Source organism: Psychrobacter glaciei (genome assembly GCF_014652895.1).
GTDB classification, from domain to species: Bacteria; Pseudomonadota; Gammaproteobacteria; order Pseudomonadales; family Moraxellaceae; genus Psychrobacter; species Psychrobacter glaciei.
This window is the reverse complement of the sequence record NZ_BMZR01000004.1, coordinates 1-17,183: the sequence shown is the minus strand read 5'-3', so window position 1 is coordinate 17,183 and position 17,183 is coordinate 1. Positions and strand designations below refer to the sequence as shown.

18 protein-coding genes are annotated in these 17,183 nt (G+C 43.3%); 6 read left to right on the top strand and 12 right to left on the bottom strand.

Annotated features, from left to right (window positions below):
• Positions 1-49: 49 nt before the first annotated feature.
• The 6 genes from IE130_RS09945 to ispZ all read right to left on the bottom strand — a co-directional run bounded on the left by IE130_RS09945 (position 50) and on the right by ispZ (position 4,766).
• Complete coding sequence (locus tag IE130_RS09945) at positions 50-673, bottom strand: hypothetical protein (RefSeq protein ID WP_189585353.1); 624 nt, start codon at positions 671-673, stop codon at positions 50-52.
• A gap of 115 nt (positions 674-788) precedes the next feature.
• The gene (locus IE130_RS14415; protein ID WP_373299674.1) at positions 789-887 is read right to left on the bottom strand and encodes a YjbQ family protein; all 99 of its coding nucleotides are present in this window, start codon (positions 885-887) and stop codon (positions 789-791) included.
• A gap of 35 nt (positions 888-922) precedes the next feature.
• On the bottom strand, positions 923-3,019 hold the full coding sequence (gene mnmC2 / locus IE130_RS09935; RefSeq protein ID WP_189585351.1) for a tRNA (5-methylaminomethyl-2-thiouridine)(34)-methyltransferase MnmC2: 2,097 nt from the start codon (positions 3,017-3,019) through the stop codon (positions 923-925).
• 251 nt (positions 3,020-3,270) lie between these two features.
• The gene (locus IE130_RS09930) at positions 3,271-3,690 is read right to left on the bottom strand and encodes an SH3 domain-containing protein (protein WP_227676192.1); all 420 of its coding nucleotides are present in this window, start codon (positions 3,688-3,690) and stop codon (positions 3,271-3,273) included.
• 14 nt (positions 3,691-3,704) lie between these two features.
• The gene (locus IE130_RS09925; RefSeq protein WP_189585348.1) at positions 3,705-4,034 is read right to left on the bottom strand and encodes a YciI family protein; all 330 of its coding nucleotides are present in this window, start codon (positions 4,032-4,034) and stop codon (positions 3,705-3,707) included.
• A 180-nt stretch (positions 4,035-4,214) separates the two neighbouring features.
• A complete protein-coding gene (gene ispZ / locus IE130_RS09920) occupies positions 4,215-4,766 on the bottom strand; it encodes a septation protein IspZ (RefSeq protein WP_189585346.1) in 552 nt (183 codons plus the stop codon).
• Positions 4,767-4,938: 172 nt separating this feature from the next.
• Here ispZ and IE130_RS09915 point away from each other — a divergent pair, with 172 nt between their 5' ends.
• Positions 4,939-5,820 (top strand): PHP domain-containing protein, encoded by an 882-nt coding sequence (locus tag IE130_RS09915; RefSeq protein WP_189585344.1) that lies wholly within the window; start codon positions 4,939-4,941, stop codon positions 5,818-5,820.
• Between the two features lie 346 nt (positions 5,821-6,166).
• Positions 6,167-7,621 carry a GGDEF domain-containing protein gene (locus tag IE130_RS09910; protein WP_227676191.1) on the top strand — a complete coding sequence of 485 codons (1,455 nt, stop codon included), beginning with the start codon at positions 6,167-6,169 and terminating at the stop codon, positions 7,619-7,621.
• A gap of 32 nt (positions 7,622-7,653) precedes the next feature.
• On the opposite strand, the gene truD is transcribed toward IE130_RS09910, so the two are convergent.
• Positions 7,654-8,907, bottom strand: a complete 1,254-nt coding sequence (gene truD, locus IE130_RS09905) for a tRNA pseudouridine(13) synthase TruD (RefSeq protein ID WP_189585343.1) — start codon at positions 8,905-8,907, stop codon at positions 7,654-7,656.
• Between the two features lie 266 nt (positions 8,908-9,173).
• On the opposite strand from truD, the gene IE130_RS09900 reads away from it, so the two are divergent.
• Both IE130_RS09900 and IE130_RS09895 read left to right on the top strand, forming a co-directional pair.
• Positions 9,174-10,811 carry an FAD-dependent oxidoreductase gene (locus tag IE130_RS09900; RefSeq protein WP_189585341.1) on the top strand — a complete coding sequence of 546 codons (1,638 nt, stop codon included), beginning with the start codon at positions 9,174-9,176 and terminating at the stop codon, positions 10,809-10,811.
• Between the two features lie 237 nt (positions 10,812-11,048).
• A complete protein-coding gene (locus IE130_RS09895) occupies positions 11,049-11,672 on the top strand; it encodes a GNAT family N-acetyltransferase (RefSeq protein WP_189585339.1) in 624 nt (207 codons plus the stop codon).
• A gap of 19 nt (positions 11,673-11,691) precedes the next feature.
• On the opposite strand, the gene IE130_RS09890 is transcribed toward IE130_RS09895, so the two are convergent.
• Entirely contained in the window at positions 11,692-11,904 is a 213-nt protein-coding gene (locus tag IE130_RS09890; protein WP_189585337.1) for a hypothetical protein, read from the bottom strand.
• A gap of 451 nt (positions 11,905-12,355) precedes the next feature.
• Between IE130_RS09890 and IE130_RS09885 the strand changes: the two genes are divergently transcribed.
• Positions 12,356-12,817: a DUF2846 domain-containing protein gene (locus IE130_RS09885; protein ID WP_189585335.1), complete on the top strand. Its 462-nt coding sequence runs from the start codon at positions 12,356-12,358 to the stop codon at positions 12,815-12,817.
• Between the two features lie 73 nt (positions 12,818-12,890).
• On the opposite strand, the gene gorA is transcribed toward IE130_RS09885, so the two are convergent.
• The 3 genes from gorA to IE130_RS09870 form a co-directional block, all read right to left on the bottom strand.
• Entirely contained in the window at positions 12,891-14,246 is a 1,356-nt protein-coding gene (gorA, locus tag IE130_RS09880) for a glutathione-disulfide reductase (protein WP_189585332.1), read from the bottom strand.
• A gap of 183 nt (positions 14,247-14,429) precedes the next feature.
• Positions 14,430-14,882 carry a threonine/serine exporter family protein gene (locus IE130_RS09875; RefSeq protein ID WP_189585329.1) on the bottom strand — a complete coding sequence of 151 codons (453 nt, stop codon included), beginning with the start codon at positions 14,880-14,882 and terminating at the stop codon, positions 14,430-14,432.
• Between the two features lies 1 nt (position 14,883).
• Entirely contained in the window at positions 14,884-15,699 is an 816-nt protein-coding gene (locus IE130_RS09870) for a threonine/serine exporter family protein (RefSeq protein ID WP_189585326.1), read from the bottom strand.
• A 163-nt stretch (positions 15,700-15,862) separates the two neighbouring features.
• Between IE130_RS09870 and IE130_RS09865 the strand changes: the two genes are divergently transcribed.
• Complete coding sequence (locus tag IE130_RS09865; protein ID WP_189585323.1) at positions 15,863-16,144, top strand: DUF503 domain-containing protein; 282 nt, start codon at positions 15,863-15,865, stop codon at positions 16,142-16,144.
• A gap of 94 nt (positions 16,145-16,238) precedes the next feature.
• Here the strand turns inward: IE130_RS09865 and IE130_RS09860 are convergent, their stop codons facing one another.
• Positions 16,239-16,733, bottom strand: a complete 495-nt coding sequence (locus IE130_RS09860) for an REP-associated tyrosine transposase (protein ID WP_189585320.1) — start codon at positions 16,731-16,733, stop codon at positions 16,239-16,241.
• Positions 16,734-17,183 lie beyond the last annotated feature (450 nt).

Here is a 17,183-nt window from a genome sequence, read left to right as displayed (position 1 = left end):
TGCGTCGCCTTTTTTATGACAAATTTTTATAAGTATTCAGTCTCAGATATTACTCAGTGATGACCTCTGCTTCAGCACTGACAGCATCAAAGCTAGTGACTTTATTATTTCGAATAAGATCAATAGTGCCGCCACCCGCATGACTGACCAGCTGAATACTGCCATCGCTTGATCGATAAGTTGGGTTATTGCCTTGACCTTCAGGCGCGCTTAAAGTCATTTTCGGTTTGTTCGGTAAGGTGACGATAGCGTTGAGCACGCCCGCTGCCGAGGTTTCAAAAACGACAGAGAGTGATTCGCCAGCCGCATTTTTATAACGGACATCAGTGATTTGCGCGCCTTTAATGGCTTGTTCAGGACTGGGCGCTATGCCAGCATTATTCACTGACGGCTCAGTTGCGCCAAGGTCGTTTTCTAGCTCAGTTAAGCTCACATCTTGTTCTGAATTTACTTCAGGCTTTGCGGTATCCTCACCATTATTAGCGGCCGTATCAACATTAATATTGGTAGTCACGGGTGTGGTTTGTACTGCTACTTCAGAGGTTGTCTCGTTATCTGTCTCAGGCTCTGGTGTTTTTTGACAGGCACTCAATAGTGAGATACTCAAAAAAATAGCAGAAACAGCCTGAAAATAGAGGGTAGGTTTAGTTGGGTTAAATATATGGGTTTTCATAAGGAGATGAATATCCGTAAAGAGAGCTTTATTTAAGCACAGTAAATGGTCAGGAACAATCTACCATTTATTAAGTATTCACGGTAATAATGACTTTTCTATTGCCATTATATTTTTAAAGATAGTCTCGATGCTCACATAAATAAATGCCTTGCCACGTTCCTAGTCTTAGTGCTCTATTTACCAGCGGCACAGTCAAACTGACTCCAAACAGAATGCTTTAATGAGCGGGTAGATCATTTGGATTTTTTAAGTCAACGGTGTTTGTAAACGCGTCCGATTTGGTGACAGGCGCGCAAGCATCGCCATTGACAAGGGGGCAAACGATCCTAACATCATATCTGTTAGCCCTTCAGCACATATTGGTGCAATGGCATACCCTTTAGCACCCATCGCACTCATGACCCACATCCGTTTGCTTTGATCTAACTGTCCAACGATTGGATGATAATCAGGCGTTTGAGTGCGAATACCCGCCCGTCCTTGCCACAAACTGAGATTTGTTGGAATGACAGAGTCCATCTCAGGAATGGCAGTCACTAGTTTATCGCGGCTAATCTGATGCTCTTCCTCGCGAATATCCGTGTCTGTATCATTACGTATAAAGCTCGCGCCTAGTAATAAATACGGCGCACCCACTATCACATTATTTAAAGTTTCATCATCTGTTTGCGCGGTAAATAATGCACAGTAGCCACTATATTTGAGCGGAATTTTGGGTAGGCTTGTGAGCTGTGCGACTGTGGGCGTAAACCAAGAAAGCTGACCACGAATTTTACGGCAATCAAAAATACGCTTGTCCAGCTCATGACTCTCAAAAGCAGCGCAAATTACCACATTATCAGCGCTAATGGATATTATCTGTTTATCCTGATTATTGCCCTCAATACAAACACTTTCTTCTGTTTCACTAGCACTCGTAACGTCTAACTGCTGAAAGTGGATGAGCGGATGCGTCAAGATAGTATCTTTCAATGCTTGTGGATTTACCAAGCCAGACTGTGGTAAGTACAAATTCTCTGATAAATCTTGTGTTTTGAGGCCGCTCGCATTTTGCGCCTGTTCGCAGGATAGTGTGGTTGCCATGTCGTCAGGATAATCAGCGATTTGCTCTGTACCGATATTGGCCTTGATTAATAAATCAAGCGCGCCAGTTGGCTCTAGTATTGATGCCCCGCTTTCTTGTTCAGCTTTTGCATTCAGCAAGCGATATAATCTGCTGCTATAAAGATAACCTATGGTATGCAGATGTTCGTCGACATGATGAATGGGCGTCATCTTGGGAGCGAGCAAGGCACGCGGGTTACCTGAAGCGCCTGCTAAGGGGGCTGATTTATCTAATAAGGTGATTTGAATACCGCGATTGGCAAGCGACCAAGCCATCAATAGCCCAGAGACACCAGCACCAATAATAATGGTATGGGCGGGCAGATTATCATTAAGTTTGACAGACTCGCTATTGTTGTCTGTGGCGGGCGCTGCGGTGCTAGCATTATTGTAAAAGGTGATATCTTTACTATTATTAGCATCTAAGTTTATGGTATCTAGCATGATCGCTGTTAGCATTTCGTTCTTACGACCAAAGCCTTTCACTTTTTTAATCTGAAAGCCACAGTTTTGCAGCCCACGTTTGACGATACCGGCACAGCTATATGTGGCAGCGGTGGTCATTGGTCGCGATAAACGCTGCATTTGTGCAAAAATACTATCTGTCCATAAGGTACTATTGCAGGAAGGTGCAAAACCATCTAAAAACCAAGCATCAACATAAGGCGCATGAAAGCTAGCAGCGTTATTTGCCAGTTTAGCTAAGCTTTCAGCAGCATCACCCAACCATATATCGACTGTTAGATTGTCTTCAAAGAAGTTTAGACGATGACAGCCAGCGATGAGAGGTGGGTATGCTGTTAGTAGTGGCTCAATGAATTCAGCAAGCTCAGGCGCACGCTGTCCCCATAGGGCAAGGATCTGCGTTAAATCTACAAGCGGGATGGGATATTTTTCAGTCGTTATAAAATGCAGGCGAGCAGTCGCTAATTGAGGGTATATATCCCGCAGCTGTCGCCATAGCTGCCAAGTTGCTAAGAGGTTCAACCCAGTACCAAAACCCAGTTCAGCGATCGTAAAGCACTGCTTTTCTACAAGGTTTGCTAGTCGCTCTGGCAGTTGATTGTGCGCTAAAAACACATGACGTGACTCTGCTAAACCATCAGCATTTGAAAAGTAAACATCACCAAACTCGCCCGATACAGGCACTTTATTACCTGTATCATCCATCTGCCAGTGAATCTTGGCAGGGGTAATGACGTTTGGCTGTTCAGCGTTATTTAGTTGAGCGTTAGACATGGCGAAGTTCTTAAGAGCGTTGCTAGCTACAGCCTGACCAAAATAAAATCACTACAGCGTCAACCTCGCTGACCATACTCATGTATGGCTTATACTCGGTTTTTGTTGTAGATGTTATTTTAGGTTGACTGTATATGTGAAGAGTCAGAAAAATTGAATTCCATCAAGTGTTGTTAAGCCAAGTGCCGTTAAGCCAAGTGCCGTTAAGCATAGACAGACAATCAAATAATTTTAATCAATAAAAACAGGTATTACCAACGTTCGCGGCGCACAAACACCAACCAAGACACAAAAATACCCACCAATAAGCTGATTAACACCGTGAACGCGCCATATAAAAACAGTTGACCTTTACTCTCATAGACCAAGACATTGGCTTGGGTTTGCAAGTCATTGACCTGTCGTTGGAGTTGGGCATTACGACTGAGTAACTCTTGATTGGCGGTATTTAGCGCCTTGTTGGAGGGTTGCAGCTGTGCCGCCAAGGTATTGTTAATATCAAGGCTTGAATTTGGGGTCGTTACTGGCGCGGTAGCCGCTTGTTCCGCCAACGGATCAGTCGTACCTGTATTCACACTCGTATTGGTAACGGTGGGGGCAGCGTGCGCTGACATAGCCGCGATTAGCATGACGGCAGCAAGACTACATTGATAGTGGCGACTTTTTGACAAGGATGCGCACTGATTCACGACTGTGCTACTTTGTCTGATACGCTGTCATCGGGCTTGGGTAAGGTATAGATAAAGGGTCTGATATCGACATGACTGTACACACCGTCACGCAAGTAAGGCTCAGCGTTTGCCCATGTCTGTGCTGCTTCAATAGAGTCAAAGTCAGCAATGATTAAGCTGCCTGACATCTCGCTTTTACCATGCTCAATAGGTGTCGGACCGGCGATAATTAACCGTTGTTCGCGATCTAATGCTTGCAGGCGCTCGACGTGCTCTGCGCGGGTAGTCTGCCGTTGTGCGCTACTATTAGCAACGTCATGACCAATAATGGCAAATAAAGACATAATAATTCCTTAATAAATAGTAATAATAAATCGTATCATCATTAATGAGTAATCATTATCAATATTAGGATTTTGCAGTAATGAGTTATGATAAGACAGTAAACTTGCATACCGAATGGTGAATCATTCTAGCGGCTACTTATCTAGCAATTACTTACCTAGCGGCTAATTATTTAGCGCTTACTTAGCCGTTTTATCGGTCAGCGCTGGATTGATATGTTTTTTTAGCAGCGCAAACTGAGCGATTACGAACACCAACATAATAGGAATCCAGCCATAAGTTTTGAAGTTGATCCAAGCCTCATCCGACATGGTAAATGCCGTGATATAATGCAGTACACCCATAAAGGCAAAAAACAGTGCCCAAGCGACGGTTAGTTTTTTCCAACCGCTAAGCGTCAAGGTAAAGACTTCTTTCATCGCTAGCTGCATCAACGGCTTATTGATAGCGGCACTGACAAGCAGTGTCAAAGCAAAAATGCCATTAATAATCGGTGATTTCCAACGCAAGTAAATGTCATCGCGTAGCAAAAGCGTACCGCCACAAAATACGATGGTCAATAATAGAACCACCCATTGCTGCTTATCAAATTTGCCTTTTTGGCGGATAAAATGAATGGCGTAGACAACAATAGTGGCAATCAGTAAAGCGCCTGCTGCCGCCAAAATACCTTGGGTACGGGCGACAATAAAAAAAGCGATCAAGGGAACAAAGTCTAATAGGGCTTTCATAGCGTGTGGCATGTCCAACGAAACGTATGGGGTAGTTTACACGTCTACTGCGCCAAAAAAAAGCAATCAACACGATAATCGTTTTATATGACATCCCTTAGCCATTTTTTGGCATTTTATTGATACCATACTCATAAGCGTTATCACATTCAAAACCTTAAGGCCACTTTATATGAAAATCGACTTACATTGTCACAGTACCTGCTCAGATGGCACTTATGCGCCAACAGAAGTGGTGCAACGCGCCCATGCGGCTGGCGTCGATGTATTGGCATTGACAGACCACGATACATTATTGGGTATCGATGACGCGAGAGCCACTGCCACTGCCTGTGGCATGACGCTTATCAATGGTGTTGAAATCAGCTGTGAACATACGCTGAATGGTGGTTACGGTAAAAATAAATCCACCAACAAGATTATTCATGTGCTGGGACTGGATTTCACTGACCGCGAAAAAATGCATGCAACGCTGCAGCAATTACAGGATAGCCGCGCCACGCGTGGTCAACGAATCACTGAAAAGCTCAGCGAGCTATTAGATATCAACTATGATGAGCTGTGGCAAGCCGTACTGGACAAAGCGAGCGGTAATCCACAAGCAGTTGGGCGTGCACATATCGGTCAAGTGTTATTTGAGCGTGGCGAAGTGAAAACGGTACAAAAAGCCTTTGATAAATACTTAGCAGACAATAAACCGGCTTATGTGGCAATTGATGCACTGAGCATGGCTGACGGCATTGAGCTGATTCACGCGTGCGGCGGCAAAGCAGTACTGGCGCATCCAACGCGCTATCAGCTCTCGGCGACGCGAGTGCGTAAGCTTATCGAAGAGTTTGCTCAGCTGGGCGGTGACGCTTGTGAGCTGCCTGCGAATAGTGAACCGATTAGCACTCGTAGAATGGTCGATCGCAGCATAGCAGAGCACAAGCTCGTTACCTCGATAGGGAGCGACTTCCATGGTAGTAATATGCCGTGGCGACGGATAGGAGATGTGCCGACATTGCAGCCAGAACAACAAGGCATTTGGCAGTCTTTTACGGCATTGGCTTAGTCCAAAATAAGGTATCACTCAGACCCAATAGATAAGCTAAACTATCTTTGTTTAATAATTCTTAAATGTTATTTAATATTTTCAAAGGACAACTTTTGATTATATTAAGTCATGAACGATAATAATCGTTAAAATTTGACTCGCAATTATCTAGTAACGCCATGACGCAAAGCCATGCCATAAAAAAAGATGCCAGATATTGACGTATAAATCACTTAAACAGATTGATAGTTAAAGGAAAGATTGCCACACTAAATGCGACAGTTTGGGTTTAATATAAGTTAGCCCCTTTATTTTCTTGTTTGGTCTTAGCTCAATCACTTTTATTATCTGCGGTAGCCCAATTATGGCTGTAAAGATATCTCATTTAGGCTATAAAAAACTCTCCCGAGTTATTTTTGAATGGCAGGCGGCCGATAGGGCGTCGCTGCTGGCCTTATTTGTGTTGATAGAAGTGTTTTCCCATTGGCTATGGTGCTTGATGGTCTGGTGGTGTCGAGATACGCTCAATGATTATGTCAATATTCAACTGTTATATCCACTATGGTTAGGGGTGACGGTAACAGGATTGTTTATTTGGTGGCTAATCGGCTGCTTATCTCGTAGCGGAAACAACGGTAAAGATTTGGATAAATGGCAAATAATGTTCATTGTGCCTTATACCATTTATATTGCCGTGATCATCGTGATGATAGGCTACAGCAGTTTGTTTGCAGGGGTGTCGCTGGTTGGTGGTGCGATGCTAGGAATGGTGTTGATCAAGCGTCGTTATGCTTGGCGGGTATTTTTGCTGCAAGTTTTTCTGATTTTGTTGGCTATCGTATCGCCTTATCTTGGTATTGATTTGCCTAGCTTGCGTCAGCTAACGGTGATTTATCCCATGCTTGATACTCCAAGTTATTTGAATTACAACGAAGTCATGGCTATCGAAAATGCCGTTGCCGCCTCCGCTTTTGAAAGTGCGACATTGGACTGGGACAGCATGAGTGAATTGCAGCTCTCTTCAACATTTTTTTGGCGATTAACCCATGTGTTTTTGGCATTGCCCAAAGCTGTTTTTATCGTTTATATGTTTCGCACCTTGCTATTGATATTGGATGACAGCAAAAAAGAAGTGCTGCTACATGCCAATCAAGACGAATTGACCAAACTAAAAAACCGCCGTTATGGTTTGACGCAAATGAAGCAAGTGCTGAAGTCAGTAGAAGACCATCAAGATATCAGCGTTATTTTATTGGATTTGGATTGGTTTAAAGAGGTCAATGACAATTACGGTCATGAGATAGGAGACCGAGTTTTAGTGGAGGTCGCACAGACGCTCTTGCAGTCTTTAACTGATGAAACCATCATTAGTCGTTATGGCGGGGAAGAGTTTCTGATTGTATTGCCAGATACGAATCACGACACGGCTATGATCATTGCTGAACAACTACGGCTAAGCATTGCTAAGCAAACCATAATTGTCGATGACAATATAAGTTTTAATGTGACTGCCAGCTTAGGGCTGTATACGCTGACGCATGACGAGCGCAATTGCATAAAGCAAGCGTGCAAAACACCCATCCAAAAAGAAGCGTCGCAGTCGCTTGTAATACCGCGGATCATCAAATCGTACAGCAGTAAACGAGCGAATCGTCAAACTCCCACAGCGCAGCTACCGCATGATATTTGCCAGCGTTTAATTTGTATGGCGGATAAAGCTTTATACGAAGCCAAAGGCTGTGGTCGCAATCAAGTGGTGAGTGCCAACGAGATGTTGGCGGCAGAAAATAATAATATTAAGGTGCTCTACGGCACATGACTAGCGACCATAGTCGAAGGACCGCATACGCTTTAGTGTATTAATTGCTTTACTAAGCTTGCCAAAACACTGGTGGCAAAGCTGCCTGTCGTTAAAGTGAAATTTAGCACCAAGATTTGCGTCTCACCTTTATCCTGCCATTCCCAAGATAGCGCTTCAATAGGTAGGCGTAGCGCACGTCGTTGTGCTTTTACCTCGCGCTGCTCTAAGCCATTTGCCAAGCGACCTAATAGCGGGTTTTGCTGAATCAGGTCATTCTCGATATCTGCCGCCACACCGCTGACTTTATCATTGCCTGCACCCCATAGCACAGCAGTAGGATGGATATCACCCGTCTCAAGGCGTGTACGCAACGTATCGTCTATGGCTTCGCTAGTAAATATTGACCCTGAACCATCTAAGTTAAACACTTCGCCTGCCAATCCAGTATTCCAGCTGCCATCACGCACTCGTGCTGCCAATATCTCATTGAAAATCAGACTACGTGCAGCAGACAACTCCATGCTGTTTTGCTCTCGTGGTACGCGCTTACTTTTGCTCTTTTTGGATTGTGGTCTGCTTTGTTGCGGTGGACGCGCAAACAGCGATAATGCTTCTCTAATATTATTACCATTACGTCCAAAACGCTGAGGACCAAAATAGTTGGGCACGCCAGTTGTGCTGATGTTTGCTAAATGCTGCTCGACACCTTGCTTTGCCAATACTAATTGCTCAGGTGTTGGCGATATCGTATCGAAATTAGTAAATTGGATATCACGCAAGGTAATGATAAATTGGTTGGCACGATGCGTGCCGCGATTGAGCTTTTTATTGTGCCATTGCTGGTCGATGATAGTGACCGATTCATTGGCTCCGATATCTATCGGCGTAAACTCAACAGTTGGCAACTGCTTTTTAGGTATCCGTAAGCTGAACCACTGCGTTGTCAATGCATGACGATCTTTCAGGCCTGAATAGCCAACATCGCGCAGAGGAATATCTGCCCACTCTGACAGCAGTTTTGCCAGATATGCGGTGTTCATTCCTGATTTTTGGATATGCAGCCATAGGTGCTCACCTTCACCTGTGAATTCGAGCGGCAATAGCTCATTAACGATGAAATCAGTTGCGTTGGCTTTATAGGTTACTTGCTGTACAGGTGGTTGAATAGGCTGGGGTAACTGCGCAGTATCTGTCGCTGCGGTAATATCGATGCTTGCTATATCAAACTGCTCATTATCTTGAGTGCTTTCAAGAGCGGATTGAGGGCTAGCATTAATATCTGTGATGGCATTAGGAGAAGTCATAAAATCGTCTTTTATTTTGAGGATAAATTTTAACAAGAAGCGTTAAAGATAGGGATTAAAGGTTAAAGATTACGTTTTGCAACGCAGTAAACATACAAAAAAACAGCGTGTGCGAAAGGGTCTTGCTACTATCAATGCATAGCGTTTTAAAAAAGCATTTAAAAAACAGAGAGAAAACAATGTTTTTCGTTGAGACTGACTGATGCGATAGGGTTATTTTCAACACGTTTGATTCAGGAAACCATTATAACTGTTAAGGAAGACTTATGACCAATGCAACGATTCACACAGTGACTATTAATAAGGCCGATATTGCCAGTGGCGGCATGAAATCGTACAAGCAAGATGATGATAGTATCATCTTAATTACCCGCGATGACGATGCGTTTCAGGCGTTCGATGGCAAATGCCCGCATGCAGGCGCAGATTTAGGCACAGGCTTGCGTTGTGGCAATCGCGTGGTCTGTCCTTGGCATCATGCGACGTTTGATAGCCGTGATGGGACGCTATTAGAGCCAATAGCGACAGAAGGCTTGACTCAATATGAAGTGACCGATAACGGTGACAGCTTGACGGTGAATACCTCAGCTAAGATAGATAAACAGATTGCAAATGACAAACTGACGGATACACATACCCTCATCGTGGGCGGTGGCGCGGCTGGTTTTATGACAGCGCATCAACTGCGTAACACTGGCTATGGCGGCAAAATCACCTTGATTAGTGCTGATGACAAAGCCCCTTATAACCGTCCATTATTGTCCAAAGCATTTTTAGCGGGCAATATGCCTGAAGAAAAGCTGCTCCTGGGCGGTGCAGATTGGGCGAGCAAATACGATATTAACTTACTCTTAAATAAAACCGTCAGCGAAATATTACCCAATGAACGTACGATTGTCATCAAAGATAAAAATGGTCATAGCGACAGACAAACCGCCGATTTTTTAGTGGTCGCAACAGGCGCTGAGCCAAAGATACCGCCTTTTAAAGGGGCTGAGCTTGATGGCGTTTATACACTGCGCAGTATGGATGATGCCAAATTGATCAAAGCGGCCAGTCACGATCAGCGTGTGGTGATTGTCGGTACTGGCTTTATCGGTATGGAGGTCGCTTCCGCATTGGCGCAAGCAGGCACGACGGCTTCTATTACGGTCATCGGACAAGATCATCGGGTGATGGGAAATATTGTCTCCGAAACGGTCAGTAATGCGCTGATTAAGCTGCATGAGGAAAAAGGTATTCAGTTTGTCTTTGATGCCAGTGTGACCGAAATCGTCGAGGTAAAAAAAGCAGATGAGACTAGCGACAGCAATTTTTCGCAAGTTGGCGGTATTAAACTAGCAAATGGTGAGCAAGTTGATGCAGATATCGTGATTTTAGGGACTGGTGTAGCACCACGTATAGAATTGTTCGAAGAAGTAAATGCGCCAGATGGCGTGCAAGTGGATGACCATTTGCAGCTACGTGATGGGGTTTATGCATTGGGCGATATCGCGAAAGCTTCTGGACAAATGGGGCGCATGCGCATCGAACATTGGCGGGTGGCCTTGCAACATGGCTTAGTGACTGCGGCTGCAATATTAAATGATGATAGTGTCAGCTCGCTGGCCGCGCGCATTCCATTCTTTTGGACGATGCAATATGGCAAAAGTCTACGCTATAGTGGACATGCCGCGACACCCGATCATAATATCTTGTTTGGTTCGCCAGACACGCTAAATTATATCGAATATTACTTTGATGATGATGGGGAAGACACACGTGCTAGTGCGGCTAGCACTTTAGGGCGTGATAAAGAATTGGTTGCCTTCTCTGAACTGCTCCGCCGTGGTCATGCACCGACGCGTGCACAGATTCATGCTGGATTTAATATTATCGACCAAGCGCAGGCGTTATCGCCCTAGCACTCAAAATGTATACGTATTACTATTAAGGCTGGCCTATTAATTTGGGTCAGCTTTTTTAATACATATAGTCAGTTCAATATAAAAAAATATGACAAATACAAACATCCAGCTGGTATAAATTTCTCTCACTTGCTGTGTGCTTTGCACTTCAGAGGCTTCGAAAAATTCATCCCAGCAGTAATGTATTCTTTTTAAAGTAAATCCACTATAGCTAATAAAAGGAAAAATTATAATATGAATAAAAACACTATGAATAAAGATTACTTGAGCAAAGACTCAGTATTTTTACGTCAGGCGGAAGCAAGTGATATTGGCGCACTGGAGCAGTTATTAAACTGCTGCTATCGGGAAACGGCGGGCTGGACCAATGAGGCAGATTTGGTCGGCGGTATTCGTATCACGCCAGATGAGCTGGCTAATACCATCGCAAATCCCAAACACTATCTGTTTGTGTATCCAAAAACAACCAGTGGTGAAGGTGAGGCAGAAGAAACGGGTGAGCTACTCGGTTGTATCGCGGTCGATATCAAAACCAATAATGACTCAAACAAAAAAGCCTACATCGGTATGTTTGCGGTACATCCTGTGCTACAAGGGCAGGGCGTTGGCAATGTGATTTTGCAAGCAGCAGAAACCTTCGCTACTCGTCATTTATCGTCAAATGGGCAAGCAGCTGATAAAAACCCTGCGCGTTTGACCATGTCTATCTTGAGTCATCGTCCTGAGCTTTTGGCTTACTATCAGCGCCGCGGCTATCAGTTAAATGGTAATAAAATGCCATTTCCAAACGATGGCAATAATGGCGAGCCAAAGCGTGAGGATTTGGAGTTATTGGAGTTAGAAAAAATCGTTAGCTAACAAAGTCGATCTGTCTGAATCAACGCCAAAAATGCTTGAAGGTCATAAATAGACCAATACTTAGCAGGATAAATGCCACGATAATTAAGCGCTTAAACCAGTTAAATGCTGGCAAGCGCGTGGCATTGTCATCAGACATCAGATAAGCAAACAAAAACAACAAGCTTGCTGCCAATGTCATAATTCCCAGACCAATCGGTAATATAAATAAGTACACCTGCCACACAGTCATCTCTCAACGGTCAGTATTAATTGCATCATAGCAGTATCGGGATTGTGCTGTCTGTATGAACGTGACTTCACTTAAATTTCCCAGAGCTATTAGAATAGAGGTGATTCAAATACAGAAAAGAGATATTGAATAAAAATAGGCAAATATCGAGAAAATAAGTTGGATATCTAAGATATAATTCTATATAGTTCGAGTAACTTTATAGATACATTAAGAACGAGGGGATTAGTGATAAATAATCAACGAAAATCTCAATTATCAGTAATAGTCATATAGATATCACATGGCTATTACTGATAATTGAGGCACTTGCAAAACCAGTTTTAGGTTTTATCGAGCGAGTGATGAGTTGGTTTCGACTATTGAAACTGAGCCATGTTCCTATAAGTTATTCATAATAAAGTCATTGAAATATATTAAATAAAGCCACCCTTATTCTTAGAGAGATAACATGCTAAAAAAAATCGCTTTTCTAACGATTACATCAATACTATTTGCCGGTTGTGCTTCTGTACCCACTGAAAATGTTGAAGTATCTAACGTACTCAAGCAAGTGAAAGCACCTAGTGCCAACAATGCTGGTCTATATATTTATCGTAGCAATAGTGTGGTGGGTGGGGCTTTAAAGAAAGATGTGTGGGTAGATGATGAATGTATTGGTGAAACTGCGCGCGGCACTTTCTTCTATCATGAAGTACTAGGCAATATGCAGCACAAAGTTTCTACCGAATCTGAGTTTTCTCCTAACGATTTAATGATTGATACTACAGCGGGTAATAACTACTTTGTAAAACAATATATTAAGCCAGGTTTAATTGTTGGTGGTGCGGGTGTTAAGTTGGTACCTGAAAGTGAAGGCAGGGAAGCAATCGCTGACCTCAAGCTCGGCATAAAAGGGACTTGTAGCAAGTAGTGCAAGTCACTATCCATAAAGAAAGGCCACTCGATTCAGAGTGGCCTTTTCATTTTAAGTCATACAATAATGACTAACGCATCGTCACAAACTCTTCTGAGCCAGTTGGATGAATGGCAACTGTATTGTCAAAGTCCGCTTTAGTCGCGCCCATTTTGATGGCGACGGCAAAGCCCTGAATCATCTCATCGACACCAAAGCCAAGACCGTGTAGACCAATAACTTTTTCATCATCGCCCAAGCATACCAGTTTCATCATACACTTCTGACGATGCTGGGTCACTGCACTATACATTGAGGTAAATGTTGAGTTATAGCATTTGATATTGTCCTTGCCATAGCGTTCAACCGCGTCGATTTCAGACAAACCAATCGTACCAATAGCAGGATGGGTAAAGATCACCGTTGGTATCAACGTATAGTCTAAATGCTCATTAGGCTTGTTGTTAAACAAACGCTCGGATAAGCGGCGACCGGCGGCAATAGCCACAGGCGTCAAATCCACACTATCTTCGATAATATCGCCGACCGCATAGATATTTGCAACATTGGTATTTTGGAACTTATCGACTTTAATTTTGCCGATTTCGTTCGTTTCCACACCCGTCACTTGCAGGTTGATATTGTCTGTCGATGGCGCACGACCAATCGCCCAAATCAAACAATCTGTCGCGTCTAAGCTGCCATCTTTGGTACATAAAGTCAGGCTGCCATCTTCATTTTTATTGACTTCCGTGAGCGTGGTATTAGTGTGCAATTGAATACCGTCTTGCTCCATCTCTATGAGCAATGCCTCTACCACACTGTGGTCAAATGAGCGTAGCGGCGAGTGCTGGCGTACGTATAAATGCACCTCAGCGCCCAAACTGTTTAACACGCCTGCGATCTCGACAGCGATATAGCCTGCGCCCACAATCGCCACGCGTTTTGGCAAATGGTTCAAAGCAAAAAAGCCGTCAGAATCGATACCGTATTCTGCACCCTTGATATCTGGCTGAATCGGGTGACCACCCGTGGCAATCAAAATATGGTCAGCGGTAATCAGCTCGCCATTCACTTCTACGGTATTGGTATCGACAAATTTGGCAAAGCCTTTGATAACTTCTACACCGTTTTTGGCCAAATTATTGTCATAAGAGCGATGAATATTTTCGATATATTGTTGACGGCTCTGCACCAGTTTTTGGAAGTCAAAACCTTTAACATCCACATCAAAGCCATAGTCTGGCGCATATTTATGAATAGCCTCGGCAACTTGCGCGCCATACCACATCACTTTTTTGGGTACACAGCCCAAGTTCACACAAGTACCGCCCAATTGGTTGGCTTCGATAATGGCACATTTTTTGCCATAGCTCGCCGCACGGTTGATTGAAGCAATGCCACCGCTACCGCCGCCTATGGCGATATAGTCATAATGTTTGGTCATAATGAATCTCTTTATTAAGTTGTTATTGGTGCTATCTTGGACTCTACCGTAATGGGTCTTATCATCCATCTTACAAGTTTTTTGTGGTTAGGGTATGTTAAGTCACTTCGATGTGGTTAGTTTTTCGCTAGAAACAGCCTAATATTTAAATGTCTATACCTGCCTAAACCCACTTAAACCTATTTAAACAATGGCACGACGTCTATAAAATAGCAGCCCGGGAATGGACAAGCCGAGCACCAACCCTGAAGTCACAAATAAAGCTTCAAACAAATACACCATCATTTGGCTAAATAACTCATCTGAAAAACCAAAATATCCAATCTGCACCATGCTCACCATCGCCTTATAAGCAGCGATACCGGGCATCATACAAATGACACTGGGCGAAATTAATGCTTTGGGCGGTAGGGTGTATTTCTTGGAAAAATACACGCCTAAAAAGCTGGCAAGCATCGCCCCAAAAAAGCTAGCAACCACGATATGCACATGTTGATAAACAAGAGCCGTCTTTAGTCCAAAGCCAAACGCGGTCATCAGCAAGCAAGGCAGGATATAGCGTTTGGGTACGCTAAACATCAGCGTCCAACCAAGGGTAATAATACACGACAGCGCAACGGTCTCAATGAACCACATCTTAAAACCCCCAGTGCTGTATGCGAAGTAAAACCAGTGCCATCACGATGCCAACGCACGCTGATAGGGTCAGCATATAAGTAAAAACTGCACGTCCAATCCCAATATTGACATAGCCTTTTAAGATATCTGAGAAAGAATTGATCAAAGGAAAGCTTGGTACTAATAAGAGCACACTAGAGGCAACCGCAATATCGGCATTATTCCCAATATCAAAATAGTAGGTCGTCGCTCCAATTAAGGAAGCGATAAATGCCGTCACAATGACGGTGATAAAAGGATTGAAATGCTGCTTGGACAGGTAAATACGGGTGAACATCGCTACCATACCAGCGATAAATGTCACTGCGGTAATCGACCAACTGCCACCATTCAGGTAAGCAAACGCCGCACAAGACGCGCCAACAAATATGCCTACTAGCCACGTTGGATACACGGTTTTATCCAGCTCATCAAACGCAAGAGTGGTGCGGTCAGTCAGCTCAGATTTCAGCTGATTGTTATCTGGCTTGTCGCTATTTGTGTCGGCTTCGGTTTTATTAATAATTTGCTGGATTTGTACCAGTAAATTGACGTTGATGCTTTGATTAATCGTGTCTCTGGTGGTGGTAATACAGCGCTCGTCACAGATAGTCGTCAGAGTGATGGCATTAAAATTTAGCGAACATTCTACGCTGTTCATCCCCAACGCAAGCCCCAAGCGTTTGCATAAGTCCACCACCACGGCAGACTCAGCGCCATACTGCATAAGGAGTAATCCGCAGCGCACGCATAATCGAGTAATGTGCTGTTGCTGTACGTAGCTGATAGAGGTCATTGATTAGATACGCATGTTGGCTATTGGGATATTTGTGAATAGTATAAGTATGAGCATTGTGAGTGGTTATGAGGTATCAATACGGCAAGGTAACGATAGCATAACTTGCCGTGCTTATTTGCTACTATTATAAAGCGTAAACCCCTGTAGTAAGGAGAATAAAATGCATATCGCTATCTTAACCCTGACTTTTACTTTACCCGGTTGTGGCTCGTTAAAAGAAAAACGCCACCGTATGGGTGGCTTGCATGCACGCTTTGGCAATACGCCAAGCGTCGCGGTATGTGAGAGCGGCGAGCGTGATCGGCATGATGCCAGTGAATGGACGTTTGTGATCGTTGGATTGTCTAAACGTGAGGTCGAGTCTCAGTGCAGCCAAATTGAGGAGAAGATAGAACATACGGTAGATGCGCGGGTGATGAATGTTGAGAGGGAGTTTGTTTAGGTTAATTGGTAATTATCTCAAGTCTGAAAAATGTTTAACTTGTAGGTTGGGTGGAGCTTGCGACACCCAACATTTACTTTAAAAAAGAATATACTCATCTGCCCCAATTGATAGGAAGCAAACCATCCGTCACAAATCGATGAAATGAAGAATATTGCCAGTCTTTAGCCTGTTTAACATACCCATGTTTAATAGGGTTCATATGAATATAATCAATATGTGCTCGATAGTCTGATTCATCGCGAATGCAATGCTCCCAAAATCGACGTTGCCAAATACCACGCTCGCTTTTTTTAAGTCTGCTATTTGAGATAGATTCTGTTTTAGCAATATGATAAGAAAAGTAATATTTAATGAGTTTTATTCGTTTACAGAAGTCTGCATCATTATTTGGCATAGTACATAACATATGCAAGTGGTCTGGCAAGATAACAATAGCATCAATGTAGAAGGAGTGTTTTTGTTTGACCGTTTGAAAAGCATGTCGAAGCGTTTCAACTTCTTTGATTAGTAAATCGCTAGATCTATCAGCTAGGTTGATAGTGAAAAAGTAGGTTGCTCCTTTTTGATAGTGCCTTCGATATTGCATGCTATTCTGCAAATTATAACTAATAGCTGATATTACTTAATTTTGTTGGGTGTCGCAAGCTCCACGCCAACCTACGGATTGTAGGTAATTCCGCGTTTAAATTGTAGGTTGGTGTCGAAGGATGAGACCTAACGAGTTGGTTTTGATGAATATGAGACAGTTGGGTTTCCTTCGTTAACCCAACCTACGAGTTGATTTTTCCTGTTAGCCCAACCATAGGCCACGATGAATCCAACATTGATAATAGTGAAAGTAAGATAAAGCAATGTCAAACTTGGAAACGATCAATTAACTTACGAATTATAAATTGCCTTTATAATTTTAGAGATCATAAATCAAAATTATTAATACGTTTGTTAATCTTCAAGATATCATGCTTTATAAGTGCTGAGCCTTTCCCAAACTTTGTGTAACTGCTTATAATCCACTAACAGGAGAATAAGCAATGAC